This is a genomic window from Rhodoferax sp. GW822-FHT02D07, assembly GCF_058802405.1.
The window spans coordinates 1-12209 of sequence record NZ_JBXAOD010000011.1; the positions used below are offsets into that span (position 1 = coordinate 1).

Annotated in this window: 11 protein-coding genes; 4 read left to right on the forward strand and 7 right to left on the reverse strand. The window is 66.3% G+C overall.

The window, feature by feature from the left end; all coding sequences use genetic code 11:
* Positions 1-150 precede the first annotated feature (150 nt).
* From AC1RNN_RS19255 to AC1RNN_RS19265, 3 genes are read right to left on the reverse strand one after another with little or no spacing between them, the layout of a single operon-like run.
* Positions 151-783: a response regulator transcription factor gene (locus AC1RNN_RS19255; RefSeq protein WP_493091392.1), complete on the reverse strand. Its 633-nt coding sequence runs from the start codon at positions 781-783 to the stop codon at positions 151-153.
* A complete protein-coding gene (locus tag AC1RNN_RS19260) occupies positions 780-2291 on the reverse strand; it encodes a sensor histidine kinase (protein WP_493091391.1) in 1512 nt (503 codons plus the stop codon). The genes AC1RNN_RS19255 and AC1RNN_RS19260 overlap by 4 nt, the downstream gene beginning before the upstream one ends.
* 39 nt (positions 2292-2330) lie before the next feature.
* Positions 2331-3944 carry a diguanylate cyclase domain-containing protein gene (locus AC1RNN_RS19265; protein WP_493091390.1) on the reverse strand — a complete coding sequence of 538 codons (1614 nt, stop codon included), beginning with the start codon at positions 3942-3944 and terminating at the stop codon, positions 2331-2333.
* A gap of 177 nt (positions 3945-4121) precedes the next feature.
* On the opposite strand from AC1RNN_RS19265, the gene AC1RNN_RS19270 reads away from it, so the two are divergent.
* Positions 4122-4406: a helix-turn-helix domain-containing protein gene (locus tag AC1RNN_RS19270; protein WP_493091389.1), complete on the forward strand. Its 285-nt coding sequence runs from the start codon at positions 4122-4124 to the stop codon at positions 4404-4406.
* On the opposite strand, the gene AC1RNN_RS19275 is transcribed toward AC1RNN_RS19270, so the two are convergent.
* On the reverse strand, positions 4403-5056 hold the full coding sequence (locus AC1RNN_RS19275) for a Crp/Fnr family transcriptional regulator (protein WP_493091388.1): 654 nt from the start codon (positions 5054-5056) through the stop codon (positions 4403-4405). The genes AC1RNN_RS19270 and AC1RNN_RS19275 overlap by 4 nt on opposite strands.
* 45 nt (positions 5057-5101) lie before the next feature.
* Positions 5102-6472 (reverse strand): glycerate kinase type-2 family protein, encoded by a 1371-nt coding sequence (locus AC1RNN_RS19280; protein WP_493091387.1) that lies wholly within the window; start codon positions 6470-6472, stop codon positions 5102-5104.
* Positions 6473-6659: 187 nt separating this feature from the next.
* On the opposite strand from AC1RNN_RS19280, the gene AC1RNN_RS19285 reads away from it, so the two are divergent.
* Positions 6660-8096 carry an 8-oxoguanine deaminase gene (locus tag AC1RNN_RS19285; RefSeq protein ID WP_493091386.1) on the forward strand — a complete coding sequence of 479 codons (1437 nt, stop codon included), beginning with the start codon at positions 6660-6662 and terminating at the stop codon, positions 8094-8096.
* Between the two features lie 90 nt (positions 8097-8186).
* On the opposite strand, the gene gudD is transcribed toward AC1RNN_RS19285, so the two are convergent.
* Together gudD and AC1RNN_RS19295 are read right to left on the reverse strand one after the other, a co-directional pair.
* Positions 8187-9539: a glucarate dehydratase gene (gene gudD, locus AC1RNN_RS19290; protein WP_493091384.1), complete on the reverse strand. Its 1353-nt coding sequence runs from the start codon at positions 9537-9539 to the stop codon at positions 8187-8189.
* Between the two features lie 60 nt (positions 9540-9599).
* Positions 9600-10379: a FadR/GntR family transcriptional regulator gene (locus AC1RNN_RS19295; protein ID WP_493091383.1), complete on the reverse strand. Its 780-nt coding sequence runs from the start codon at positions 10377-10379 to the stop codon at positions 9600-9602.
* A gap of 85 nt (positions 10380-10464) precedes the next feature.
* Between AC1RNN_RS19295 and AC1RNN_RS19300 the strand changes: the two genes are divergently transcribed.
* Together AC1RNN_RS19300 and AC1RNN_RS19305 are read left to right on the forward strand one after the other, a co-directional pair.
* Positions 10465-11292, forward strand: coding sequence for an NAD-dependent epimerase/dehydratase family protein (locus AC1RNN_RS19300; RefSeq protein ID WP_493091382.1), 828 nt, complete (start codon positions 10465-10467; stop codon positions 11290-11292).
* A 9-nt stretch (positions 11293-11301) separates the two neighbouring features.
* On the forward strand, positions 11302-12204 hold the full coding sequence (locus tag AC1RNN_RS19305; protein ID WP_493091380.1) for an SMP-30/gluconolactonase/LRE family protein: 903 nt from the start codon (positions 11302-11304) through the stop codon (positions 12202-12204).
* Positions 12205-12209 lie beyond the last annotated feature (5 nt).

Below are 12209 nucleotides of genomic sequence, written 5' to 3' on the forward strand. Positions count from 1 at the left end.
TTGTTCTGTATTTCATTGGCAACACTCCTTCCGCTCATGCAGAATTTAAGGTGTTGCAGCGACCGGTTGAATCCGCCACCCAAAGCGGACATTCACCGGGTTTAGCTGTTTGCACTATCCGGCGATCCACATAAACAACGGCAAACTTTCTCACCCATCCCCCTCTTCCACCAACGCCGCATAGTGCCGAATCAAATGCGCCAGCGAGGGCGCTTCCAGCTTCTCAAACAAGTTGGCCCGATGCGTCTCCACCGTGCGCGGTGACACGGCCATCGCACGGCCGATTTCCTTGTTGGTGAGGCCTTCGATGATGAGGCCCAGCACTTCGCGCTCGCGTTCGGTGAGGACTGCGTAGCGCTGGCGGGCGGCCTGGTCGGCGGCGTGGCGTTGGCGGGATTTGACGTGGCGGCGTACGGCCTGTTGCAGAGTGTCGAGCAGCAGTTCGTCGTCCACCGGCTTTTCCAGAAACTCAGCCGCGCCGGCCTTGAAAGCGCGGCGGCACAGGTCTACTGTGCCGTGGCCGGTGAGCATGATGACGGGGTGGTCCACGCCCGCGGCCTGCAGCTGCTCCAGCACGGCCAGGCCCGAAAGGCCGGGCATGCGCATGTCCAGCACCACGGCGCCCAGGCTGGCGCGGTCGAACTCGGCCAGGAAGCGCTCGGGGTTGGCCCAGGGCGCCACGCGCAGGCCCACCGTGCTGATGAGCAGGCCCAGCGCGTCGCGCACGGCTTCGTCGTCGTCCACCAGGTGGATGAGTGGGGAGAGGGAATCGGGGGTGCTCATGCGCTGGCTCCTGCGGGTGCGGCGGGCAGCTCCAGCACAAAGCGGGTGCCGGGCTGTGCGGGCTCATGGCGGATGTGGCCGCCCATGGCCTGAGCCAGGGTTTCGCACAGGCTCAGGCCCAGCCCCAGGCCGCCGGGGCGCCCGCTGACAAAGGGTTCAAACAATCGATCCGCCAAGGCCGCGGGCACACCGGGGCCGTTGTCTTGCACCACCAGGCGCAAGCGGCCAGTGGCAGAGGGCTCCACTTGCAGCATCAGGCTGCGCGGCCGGTCTTGCACCAGCTCCAGCGCGTGGAGTGCGTTGGTAACAAGGTTGTGCAGGATTTGCTCCAGCGCCACCGGGTCGCACAGGGCCAGCAAGCCTGAGGGCGCTTGCAGCTGCACTATCACCTGGCGTTTGCGGCATTCGGGCTCCAGCAACTGCAGCACATTGCTGGCGGCCTGGCCCAGGTCTAGCGGCACGGCGGTGCTGGTGTTGGGCCGCTCGATGGCGCGGCGCAGGCGGGCTACCACCTCGGCGGCGCGACGCGCCTGCACCACGGTGCTGCCCATGGCGCTGCGCGCCTGCTCCAGATCCGGCGGGTCTTCGGCCAGCAGGCGGGTGGTCGCTTGGGTGCTGGCCAGCACGGCGGTCAAGGGTTGGTTCAGCTCATGGGCCAAGCCAGCGGCCAGCTCGCCCAGTGCATTGAGGCGCGAGACCTGGCCCAAGCGCAGCAGCTCTTCCGCCCGATGGCGCGCGCGGCGCTGGCGCAGCGCACTGGCCAGCGCCAGCAGGGCCAAGGTCCAGCCCAACAGCCAAGCCGCGAGAGCAGCCCAGGGCAAGTCGGCCAGGCCATAGCTGCGCTCGGCCACCACATCGAAGGGCTGGCTGTCAGCGGCCAAGTGCTTGCGGAAGACGAAGCGGCGCAGCTCCAGGCCGCTGGATTCACCGTGCAGGGTCCACCGGCTACCTTCGTATTCCAAGGCCAGCAGCGTGCGCCGGGCAGCCGCGGCTTCGGGCCGATCGCCATACGGCCAGTCGGCCCAGGGCACCATGAGTGGCAAGGACACTTCCAAGGCATACGAAGCGTCTTTCGCATTGCCTGCCCCCGGGCCCATGGCGATCCAGAAGCGGCCTTGCGGCAGGTCCGCGCGCACCAGCTGCGGGCGGCCAGACCGCGATTCCGCCGCCGCCAGGGCCGTTGCCAAGGCGGAATCGGCGGGCCAGGCTTGGCCAGGCTCTTTGCGCCACATCTGCAAAAACTGGGGGTAAATGGCGGGCAGGCGCGCGTCCAGCGCGGGCTGCATGAGGCTGAGTGTGGCGAGCACGGCTTCGTGTTGCACGGCGCGCTGCGAGAGCAGGCGGTGGGCGATGCGGGCATCGGTCTCGAAGGCGTTGAGGCTGCGGTCCATGGACTGGGCAATCCACAGCGCGGAGCCCAGCAGCAGGCCCAACAGCCAGGCACCTAGCCACAGGGCCAACTGGCGCGGCGCCAGGGAAGAAATAGCAAAGGGGAAACGCAAGGGCATGGAAAATTCTGGCACAAGCCAGCGCGGCACCCTGCGGCGTCAGGACTTGCGCACAAAAAGCTGCACGGCATCGCGGCCTGAGGTCTTGGCGCGGTACATGGCGTCGTCTGCCGCACTCAGCAGCTCATCCAGCGCGCAACCATCGCGGGGAAAACTGCTCACGCCAATGCTGGCCGTCACCTGCGCCACGCTCTCGCCCAGCTGGTACGGCGGCCGCAAGACCTCCAGCACCTTCTCTGCCATGCGCCGGGCATCGCCCTGCCCCTCCACCAGCACCACAAACTCGTCACCCCCCAGGCGGGCCACCAGGTCGCCTTCGCGCACACAGCCCAGGATGCGCTGCGCCACTTGCTGCAAGAGCAGGTCGCCCATGTCGTGGCCCAGACCGTCGTTGATGGCCTTGAAGTGGTCCAGGTCAATAAACAGCAGCGAGCCGCTGCCGCCGCTGCGCTCCAGCCGGTGCAGGCTGCGCTTGAAGGAGTCCATAAACATGGCGCGGTTGGGCAGGCCGGTCAGGGCGTCGTGATACGCCCGGTAGCTCATCTCGTCATGCGCGCGCTTGCGCTCGTCCACATCGAGCAGGGCAATCATCACGCAGGCGTGCCCCTCGTAGCGAATGCGCTGGGACGAATACAGCGCCCAGAAAGGCAGCTTGCGGGTGTCCTGCAGCAGCAGCTCCAGGCCGTTCACAGTGCCCTCGGTCTGCAGGGCCGTCATCAACCGGCCGCGGTCTGCTGCATTGACACAGAAGTCGCGCAGATCCAGGGTGTCCAGCGCCATATTTTCCAAAGCGAACTGCTGGCGCACATGGTCGTTGACATAGAGCACCCGCCCATTGTCCGAACGCACGATGAGGATGGACATGGGCGCAAATTGCAGCACGGTGCGCAGTTGCTCCTCGCCCTGGCGCAGCACCTCCTGCGTGAATTCAAACTGCAGCAACAGCTTGCGCGAAGCGAGGTAAGCCAGCGTGAGCATGAGCAGCACCGCCGAAAACATGACCAGCAGGATGAGCTGGGTGTATTTGCGCGCGGCGGAACCCAGCGTGTAGGAGAAGTTGTCTTCCAGCGGCGTGAGCCGGTCGTTGAGGCCGTCGAGCTGCTGCAGGAAGCGGCGCTGCTGCGCGGGTGTGAGCGGGCCCAACTGGGCCTCGGCATGTATGCGCTCGCCCACTTCGGTCAGTTTTTCGATGTGCTGGTCTGCCTCACCCCAGATGGAGATCGCACGCTCGATCTCGGGCAGCGCACGAAACCAGCGAAACAGAAAAATCATGCCGGCGACATCGTCCGGATGGTTGCGCCCCTGCAGCAGGCCTGCCTCGGCCAAGGCGAAATCAGGGTCGGGCTTCTCCAGCTCGATACGGGCCTGCCGGTCGCCCTGGTTGACCGAAAGGGCGGCCTGGTAGGTCTTGTAGTCGGTTTCTTCGGCGTAGAGGGTGTAGCGGGTCAGGGCGTAGATCGCGTCCTTCTGGCCCTTGGACCAGAGGCCTTCGCCCTCCACATAGGCGCGCACCGCCGAGAGCAGGCCGATGCTGAAGTAGGTCAGGACAAACAGGCCCAGCACCACGCCAGCGTATATCCAGACCACGGCAAACAAGCGTCCCCGCCGGACAGTCGGCAGGGCTGGGGCCGACACGTCAGCCTCATGGTTCATCAACACCTCCGGATGAAGGATTGCAGGACGGGAGCAGCACTGCCCCCCAAACCAACAAAGCCATGCCTCTTGGTTTTCAGGAGGATTCGGGCATGTTGAAACCCACTATACGCGGCTCCTGTGTAAACACCAATATCTAGGCTCGCCGGCTGGGGATCTGCGTGTATAAACCGCCCCATGCCCACCATCATTCCGCTAAAGATGCCCATCCCCACTGGCGACGAGCTCAAAGCCGCGCGCGTGGCTGCGGGCCTGAACCAAGCCCAGGCCGCCGAGGCCATGGGTTATTCCCTGCAAACCGGAAGCCGCGGCGGCCTGCAGTCCCGCACCTGGCAGGCGCTGGAAAGCCCCAGTGACGAGCGCTGCATGCAGGGCCCGGTGTTTGCCATGTTCCAGCTGCTCACGGGCCAGCACCCCGAGTACACGCTGGTGAAAAAGGAACCGGCAACGCCAGCCGACTAGAGCTCGGCCAGCGAGCGCAGGCCCGCCGGGTCCACCAGTTGCACCGTGCGGCCAGAGCCGCTGATCAGTTGGCGCTCGCGCAGGTGTCGCAGCACCCGCGACAAGGTTTCGGGCGCAATGCCCAGTTGCGCCGCGATGAGGCGTTTGCGCTGTTGCAATTGCACGGCCCAACTGCCCTGCGTACCGCTTTGGGCCTGGGACAGCAGCCATTCCGCGCAGCGGGCCTCGGCGTCCTTGGCGAGGCGGCTTACAGCCAGCTCGGTCTGCTGGCGGTGGGCCAAGGCCAGATCGCGCAGCACGCTACCCGCCGCACTGGCAAAGTTCGGCAGCGCCGCGCGGAACGCGGCCAAAGAAAGTGTGCGCAGCTGAACCGGGGTTTCCGCCACCGCATCCATGGCCGCGGGCAGGCCCAGCACGGCAGCCGTGGCGTCCAGCCAGCCCGGCGTGGTCTGGCTGCCCAGCTGGTGAGCCAGCAGTGCGCCCTGTGGCGGGCTGCCATCGGCCAGCCCCAGCAGCACGCGGCCGCCCTGCAGGTAGCAGACCTGCACGCCCGCCACCCCACGGCGCTGCAGCCGCGCACCGGCGGGTTGCATCTCCAAGGGGCAAGTTGCCAGCAGGCTGGCCAGGGACGGGGGCAAGGACTCCAACATGGGCGCCACTGTGCCGCGATGCGCGCCCACGCACCTTGAGGCAGGTCAAAGAATGAGCAGCGCGCGGAAGTCGTTGACGTTGGTGTGCGTGGGGCCGGTGGTGAACAGGTCGCCCAAGGGCTGGAAGAAGCCCACGGCGTCGTTGCGGTCCAGGCAGTCCGCCAGGGACAGGCCCGCCACTTTGGCGCGGGCCAGCGTATCGGGCGCCACCAGCGCGCCGGCGTTGTCTTCCACGCCGTCAATGCCATCGGTGTCCGCCGCCAGCGCCCAGACGCCGGCTTGGCCCTGCAGTGCCTGGGCCAGGCCCATGCAGAACTCGCCGGCCCGGCCGCCCCGGCCCTTGGCAGCGCCCTCGCGGCGTGGGCGGATGGTGACCGTGGTTTCGCCGCCGCTCAAGATGACACAGGGCCGGGCAAAGGGTTGCGCGGCGGACGCGGGGTGCAGTGCTGCGGTGCGCGCCAGCGCCGCATGCACCTTGCCCACCTCGCGCGACTCGCCTTCCAGCTCGTCACTAAGGATGTAGGCATTCAGGCCCAGGGCACGCGCCGCGTCGGCCGCGGCTTCCAGCGACTGCTGGGGCGTGGCGATGAGGTGCACACTGTTGCGGGCGAACACCGGGTCGCCGGGCTTGGGCGTTTCCAGTGCGCCAGCCGCGAGCACTTTCAGTACCGAATCAAGCTCCAGCCCGCGTGAATCATGCGCGAGTCGCTTCAATATTGATAGCGCATCGGCGCAGGTGGTGGGGTCGGGCACCGTGGGGCCGCTGGCGATGACGCTGGGGTCGTCGCCCGGCACGTCGCTGATCAGCAGCGTCACCACCTGGGCCGGATGGCAGGCTGCCGCCAGGCGCCCGCCCTTGATGGCGGAGAGGTGCTTGCGCACGCAATTCATCTCCTGGATGCTGGCACCGCTCTCCAGCAGCAGCTTGTTGATGCGCTGCTTGTCCGCCAGGCTGATGCCACCGCCCTCCCACTGCGCGGGCAATGTCAGCAGCGAGGAACCGCCGCCCGAGATCAGGCAGATCACCAAGTCGTCTTCGGTCAGCCCCTCGGTCAGCGCCAGAATGCGCTGGGCCGCGGCCAGCCCAGCCGCGTCGGGCACGGGGTGAGCCGCCTCCACCACCTCGATGCGCTGGGGCGCGGCGTCCACCGGGCGCGGCGGCGTGTGGTCGTAGCGGGTGACGACCAGACCGCTCATGGGGGCGTCCTGCGGCCAGAGCGCGTCCAGCGCGTGCGCCATGGCGCCACCGGCCTTGCCTGCGCCCAGCACCAGCGTGCGGCCCTTGGGCACCGGGGGCAGAAAGCCCGCCAGCGTGTGGGCCGGCAGCGCCTGGCGCACGGCGGCCCAATAGAGTTGGGCCAGCAGCTCGCGCGGGCCGAGTTCGGAGAAGTGAGGGGTTGGGCTTGGCATGGTCATCGCTTCATTCCATGGTACTGGAGAGGACTTGGGGCAAAATTCGGGGCGCGCATAGCGCAAGCACAGCCCGGGATGCTCGGCAACGTGGTGCTCGCCTCTGGCGGCTTTTGCAGGCCGCCAGCGGGATTCGGCCTCGGCAGGACCCACCCTCTACGGTGGAACACTTGTTTGACGGAGAAATTTTCACATGGGCACTTTGCTGATCCACAACGCGCGCATGATTGCGACGTTCGATAACGCCGACCCGGCGCAAGCCACCGAGCTGCGCGATGCATCCATCTACATCACCGACAACCGCATCGCCTTCATAGGCGCCACGACCGACTTGCCGCCGCACGCCCTGCAGGCCGATGAGGTGATCGACGCGCGCCAGCACCTGGTCACGCCCGGGCTGGTGAACACGCACCACCATATGTACCAGTCGCTCACGCGGGCGATACCCGCGGTGCAGAACGCAGAGCTGTTTGGCTGGCTGCGCGGGCTCTACCCCATCTGGGCCGGGCTGACGCCCGAGATGGTGCGGGTGAGCACGCAGGTGGCCATGGCCGAACTGTTGCTGAGCGGCTGCACCACCAGCAGCGACCACCTCTACATCTACCCCAACGGCGTGCGCCTGGATGACAGCATCGAGGCAGCGGCCGAGATCGGCATGCGTTTTGTGGCCACGCGCGGCAGCATGAGCGTGGGCCAGTCGCAAGGCGGGTTGCCGCCGGACCGTGTGGTGGAACAAGAAGACTTCATCCTGAAAGACACGCAGCGCCTGATCGAGCAGTACCACGACGCGTCGCATGGATCGATGCTGAATGTGGCGGTGGCGCCCTGCTCGCCTTTCAGCGTGAGCCGGGAGCTGATGCGCGAATCGGCGCTGCTGGCGCGTCAGTACGGCGCGCGCCTGCACACCCACCTGGCCGAGAACGACCACGACCTGGCCTATTCCAAAGAGAAGTTCGGCTGCACCCCCGCGCAGTACGCGCAGGACCTGGGCTGGCTGGGCCATGACGTGTGGCACGCGCACTGCGTGAAGCTGGACGACGAGGGCATCAGCCTGTTTGCCGCCAGCCGCACGGGCGTGGCGCACTGCCCCTGCAGCAATATGCGTCTGTCCAGCGGCATTGCACCGGTGCGCAAGATGCTCAATGCGGGCGTGCCCGTGGGCCTGGGCGTGGACGGAAGCGCCAGCAACGACGCCGCGCACATGCTCAACGAGGCACGCCAGGCGCTGCTGCTGGCCCGCGTGGGCCGCGCCATGCAGCCGCCCGAAGTGCGTGACGGCAAAACCTTTTTTGGCTGCGACCTGGGCCCGGCCGAAATGACTGTGCGCGATGTGCTCAGCGTGGCCACACGCGGCGGCGCGCAGGTTTTGGGCCGCGCTGACATCGGCCACCTGGCCGTGGGCATGTGCGCCGATCTGGTTTTGTGGGACCTGGACACGCTGGGCTTTGCGGGCGGTGCCGTGCACGACCCGGTGGGCAGCCTGCTGCTGTGCGCCAGCCCGCAGGCCGACACCACCATCGTCAACGGCAAGGTGGTGGTGCGCGAAGGCCAGCTCACCACCGTGGACCTGGGGCCGCTGGTGGAGCGCCACAACCGCCTGGCGATCCAGCTGGCGGAAGCCGCGCGCTAATCCGCTACCAAAACAGGAGCTGCTCGCGCATATTTCACGGGGGCTGGAGACCCACTTGGCTTCAAACTCCATGGCTGGAGCTTTCCGGCCTCAGCGCACCAGGCAGGGGCTCTTGGGGTTGAAGGTCCAGCCCGGGATCAGGTACTGCATGGCCATGGCGTCGTTGCGCGCGCCCAGGCCGTGTTGCAGGTACAGCTGGTGCGCCTTCTCCACTTCCGCCATGTCCAGCTCCAAACCCAAGCCCGGCGAGGTGGGCACGGCAATCTGGCCGCCCACGATCTGCAGCGGGGCCTTGGTGAGGCGCTGGCCGTCTTGCCAGATCCAGTGCGTATCGATGGCGGTGACCTTGCCGGGCGCGGCGGCCGCCACATGGGTGAACATGGCCAGCGACACGTCGAAGTGGTTGTTGGAATGCGAACCCCAGGTCAGGCCCCAGGTCTCGCAAACCTGCGCCACGCGCACAGAGCCTTGCATGGTCCAGAAATGCGGGTCGGCCAGCGGAATGTCCACCGACTGCAGGGCCAGCGAATGCGCGAGTTCGCGCCAGTCGGTGGCAATCATGTTGGTGGCCGTGGGCAGGCCGGTGGCGCGGCGGAACTCGGCCACCACTTCGCGGCCCGAGAACACGCCTTCGGCGCCGCACGGGTCTTCGGCATAGGCCATCACGCCATGCAGATCGCGGGTCAGGCGGATCGCGTCTTTGAGCAGCCAGCCGCCGTTCGGGTCCAGCGTGATGCGCGCCTGCGGAAAGCGCGCATGCAGCGCGCGGATCGCTTCGACCTCTTCCTCACCGCGCAGCACGCCGCCCTTGAGCTTGAAATCCTGAAAGCCGTAACGCGCATAGGCGACTTCGGCCAAGCGCACCACGCCTTCGGCGTCCATGGCTTTTTCGTGGCGCAGGCGCTTCCAGTCGTCTTCGGCATCGGGCTCGCTGATGTAAGGCAGGTCGGTGGCCTTGCGGTCGCCCACATAGAACAGGTAGCCCAGCACGGCCACGCTGTCACGCTGCTGGCCGTCGCCCAACAAGGCAGCCACGGGCACACCCAGGAATTTGCCCAGCAGATCGAGCAGCGCGCTTTCCACGGCGGTCACGGCGTGGATGGCGATGCGCAGGTCAAAGGTTTGCAGGCCACGGCCGCCGCTGTCACGCGCGGCAAAGGCTTCGCGCATGCGGTTGAGGATGGCGTTGTAGTTGCCGATGGACTGGCCCACGACGAGGGCGGCTGCGTCTTCCAGCGTCTGGCGGATCTTCTCGCCACCGGGCACCTCGCCTACGCCGGTGTTGCCGCTGCTGTCGGTCAGGATGACGATGTTGCGCGTAAAAAACGGCGCGTGGGCGCCGCTCAGGTTCATCAGCATGCCGTCATGCCCCGCAACGGGGATGACACGCAGCGCAGTGACAGTGGGAGCGCCACGCACGGCGCCGGATTGGGGGGTGGTCATGGATAAGTCTCCTCAGTGAGGCACTCGACATGGCGCCCCTACAAGTAGGACATCATACAACTAAACCACATCGGACTGGGATTTTCTGAGACGGTCCTTGCTGTTTGCCAGGTGGGTGCGCATGGCCGCGCGGGCGGCATCGGCGTCCTGGTTGCGGATGGCGTTGAAGATGTACTCGTGCTCGCCGTGGACGCGGCGCAGGTAGTTCAGCCGCCCTTCCGGCGCGCTGTTGGGCGTGTTGACCCGGGTGCGCGGAATGATCATGGTGCCCAGGTAGGTCATCAGGTCCGCAAAGTGGCGGTTGCCGGTGGCCTTGGCCACTTCCATATGGAAGCTGAAGTCCGAGGGCACGGCATCCGAGTCCTCCTGAATGGACATCTGGAAAGCATCGAGCATGGCCTGCATGGCCTGCAGATTGGCTTCGGTGCGGCGCTGCGCGGCTAGGCCAGCGGCCTCCGTTTCCAGGCTGATACGCAGCTCCAACAAGGCGATCACGTCGGCCACAGTGGCGAAATCAACCGCCGCAATCTGGAAGTTGCCCTGCGCCTGCGGTGCCAGCGCAAAGGTACCCACGCCATGGCGCGTTTCGACCAAGCGGTTGGCCTGCAGACGCGAGATGGCCTCGCGCACCACCGTGCGGCTCACATCGAAGCGGGCCATGATTTCGGACTCGGTGGGCAATTTGGAACCGGGCGAAATGGCGCCCTCGCGGATGCTGGATTCCAGACTCTCCACCACTTCCTGCACCAGACCGCGGGCACGGCGCGGACGCGCCAAACTGCCCGCATCGGCGGGTGCTGTTGGCGCTACAGCGGCTCTAGGGGTTTGCACTAGGTCCATGGAAAAGCCCTTGACTCGGTTGGAACGGGTGCCGACAATTTAACACATCAGACAACATATAACTGACAAGAAATCGACAAATTTCATGACCATCAAAGTACACCACACTTTGCTGATGACCGGTGCCGCAGGCGGCCTGGGCACTGCCATGCGCGACCGGCTCAAGGCCAATTGCGACGTTTTGCGACTCTCTGACCGCGCCGATTTTGGCCCCGCCCGCGCGGGCGAGGAAGTGGTGCTGGCTGACTTGGCCAATGCCGCCGCCGTGGACTCTTTGGTAGAGGGCTGCCAGGCCATCGTGCACTTTGGCGGCGTGTCCGTCGAAGGCCCCTTCGAGCCCATCCTGCAGGCCAACATCCTGGGCGTCTACAACCTCTATGAAGCGGCGCGCAAGTTCGGCGTGAAGCGCGTGGTGTTTGCCAGCTCCAACCATGTAACCGGCTTCTACAAGCAGAGCGAGACCATCACGCTCAACCACCCTGCCCGCCCCGACAGCCTGTACGGCGTGAGCAAGGCCTTTGGCGAAGACCTGTCGCGCATGTACTTTGACCGCTACGGCATCGAGACCGCCTGCGTGCGCATCGGCTCCTCCTTCGCCGAACCCAAGGACCGCCGCATGCTGGCAAGCTGGCTGAGCTTTGACGACCTGCATCGCCTGGTGACGGCCTGTCTGACCACGCCAGTGCTGGGCCATACCGCCATCTTCGGCATGTCCGATAACGCAGTCACTTGGTACGACAACAGCGCCGCCCGCCATGTGGGCTATGTCCCGAAGGACAGTTCGGACCCGTTCCGCGAGGCTGTCTACGCCCGTACGGCCGAACCCGATGTGACCGACCCTGCCGTGATTTACCAGGGTGGCGGATTCCTGTTCCAGGGCATCCCCATGACGGCCCATAAGGCTGGCAAGTAAGGCATCGCCGTGATCCAGGCACATGCCATCAGTTCCGCGCGCGACCGCGTGGGCGAATCCCCCGTGTGGTCGGTAGCCAACCAAGCCTTGTACTGGGTGGATATCGAAGGCCAACAGATACACCGCTTTGACTGGAACAGCCGCCGACAGGCCAGTTGGGCCTTACCCGAGCGGGTGGGCTGCATTGCCCTGAGCGTGCGCGGCACCGTGATTGCCGCCATGGAAAGCGGCGTCTTCGAAGTGGAGTTGCAAACGCCGCCACAAACCCGTTTGACCCGCCTTGCCAGCATCGAACACCCTGCGGCAGGCATGCGCTTCAACGACGGCCGCTGCGATGCACAGGGTCGACTCTGGGCCGGCACCATGGTGCGCGACATGGGGCTGGCCAGCGCGGCGGGCGGTATCTACTGCCTGGACAGCAAGGGCCTGCGAGGCCCGGTACTGCAGGGCTACATCACGCCCAACGGCATGGCCTTCAGCCCCGATGGCGCCACCGCTTACCTGTCCGACTCCCACCCCAGCGTGCAGAAGATCTGGCAGCACGCCTTTGATGGCGCCACCGGCAGCTGGGGCCCGCAACGCGCTTGGGTGGACATGCAAACCCTGCCCGGCCGCCCCGATGGCGCGGCCGTGGATGCCGAGGGCTGCTACTGGATCTGCGGCAATGACGCCGGCCAGTTGCACCGCTTCAGCCCAGCCGGCGCGCTGCTGCAGTCCATTGCCGTGCCCGTGAGCAAGCCCGCCATGTGCGCCTTCGGAGGCCCGGACCTTCGCCACCTGTTTGTGACTTCCATCCAGCCCGCCACGCCCGCACCTGGTTTCGACGCCACGCTGGACGGTGCCGTGCTGGTGCTAGAGCCCGGCGTACAAGGCCGGCCTGAGCCCCTGTTTTCCCAGTTTCCCGTCCGTTAGATCAC

Excerpts from the sequence above, each read along its gene's own strand:
- AC1RNN_RS19265 (WP_493091390.1), bottom strand. The coding sequence starts at position 3,944 with ATGAACCATGAGGCTGACGTGTCGGCCCCAGCCCTGCCGACTGTCCGG.
- AC1RNN_RS19300 (WP_493091382.1), top strand. The coding sequence starts at position 10,465 with ATGACCATCAAAGTACACCACACTTTGCTGATGACCGGTGCCGCAGGC.
- AC1RNN_RS19285 (WP_493091386.1), top strand. The coding sequence starts at position 6,660 with ATGGGCACTTTGCTGATCCACAACGCGCGCATGATTGCGACGTTCGAT.
- AC1RNN_RS19255 (WP_493091392.1), bottom strand. The coding sequence starts at position 783 with ATGAGCACCCCCGATTCCCTCTCCCCACTCATCCACCTGGTGGACGAC.
- AC1RNN_RS19260 (WP_493091391.1), bottom strand. The coding sequence starts at position 2,291 with ATGCCCTTGCGTTTCCCCTTTGCTATTTCTTCCCTGGCGCCGCGCCAG.
- AC1RNN_RS19275 (WP_493091388.1), bottom strand. The coding sequence starts at position 5,056 with ATGTTGGAGTCCTTGCCCCCGTCCCTGGCCAGCCTGCTGGCAACTTGC.
- gudD (WP_493091384.1), bottom strand. The coding sequence starts at position 9,539 with ATGACCACCCCCCAATCCGGCGCCGTGCGTGGCGCTCCCACTGTCACT.
- AC1RNN_RS19270 (WP_493091389.1), top strand. The coding sequence starts at position 4,122 with ATGCCCACCATCATTCCGCTAAAGATGCCCATCCCCACTGGCGACGAG.
- AC1RNN_RS19280 (WP_493091387.1), bottom strand. The coding sequence starts at position 6,472 with ATGACCATGCCAAGCCCAACCCCTCACTTCTCCGAACTCGGCCCGCGC.
- AC1RNN_RS19295 (WP_493091383.1), bottom strand. The coding sequence starts at position 10,379 with ATGGACCTAGTGCAAACCCCTAGAGCCGCTGTAGCGCCAACAGCACCC.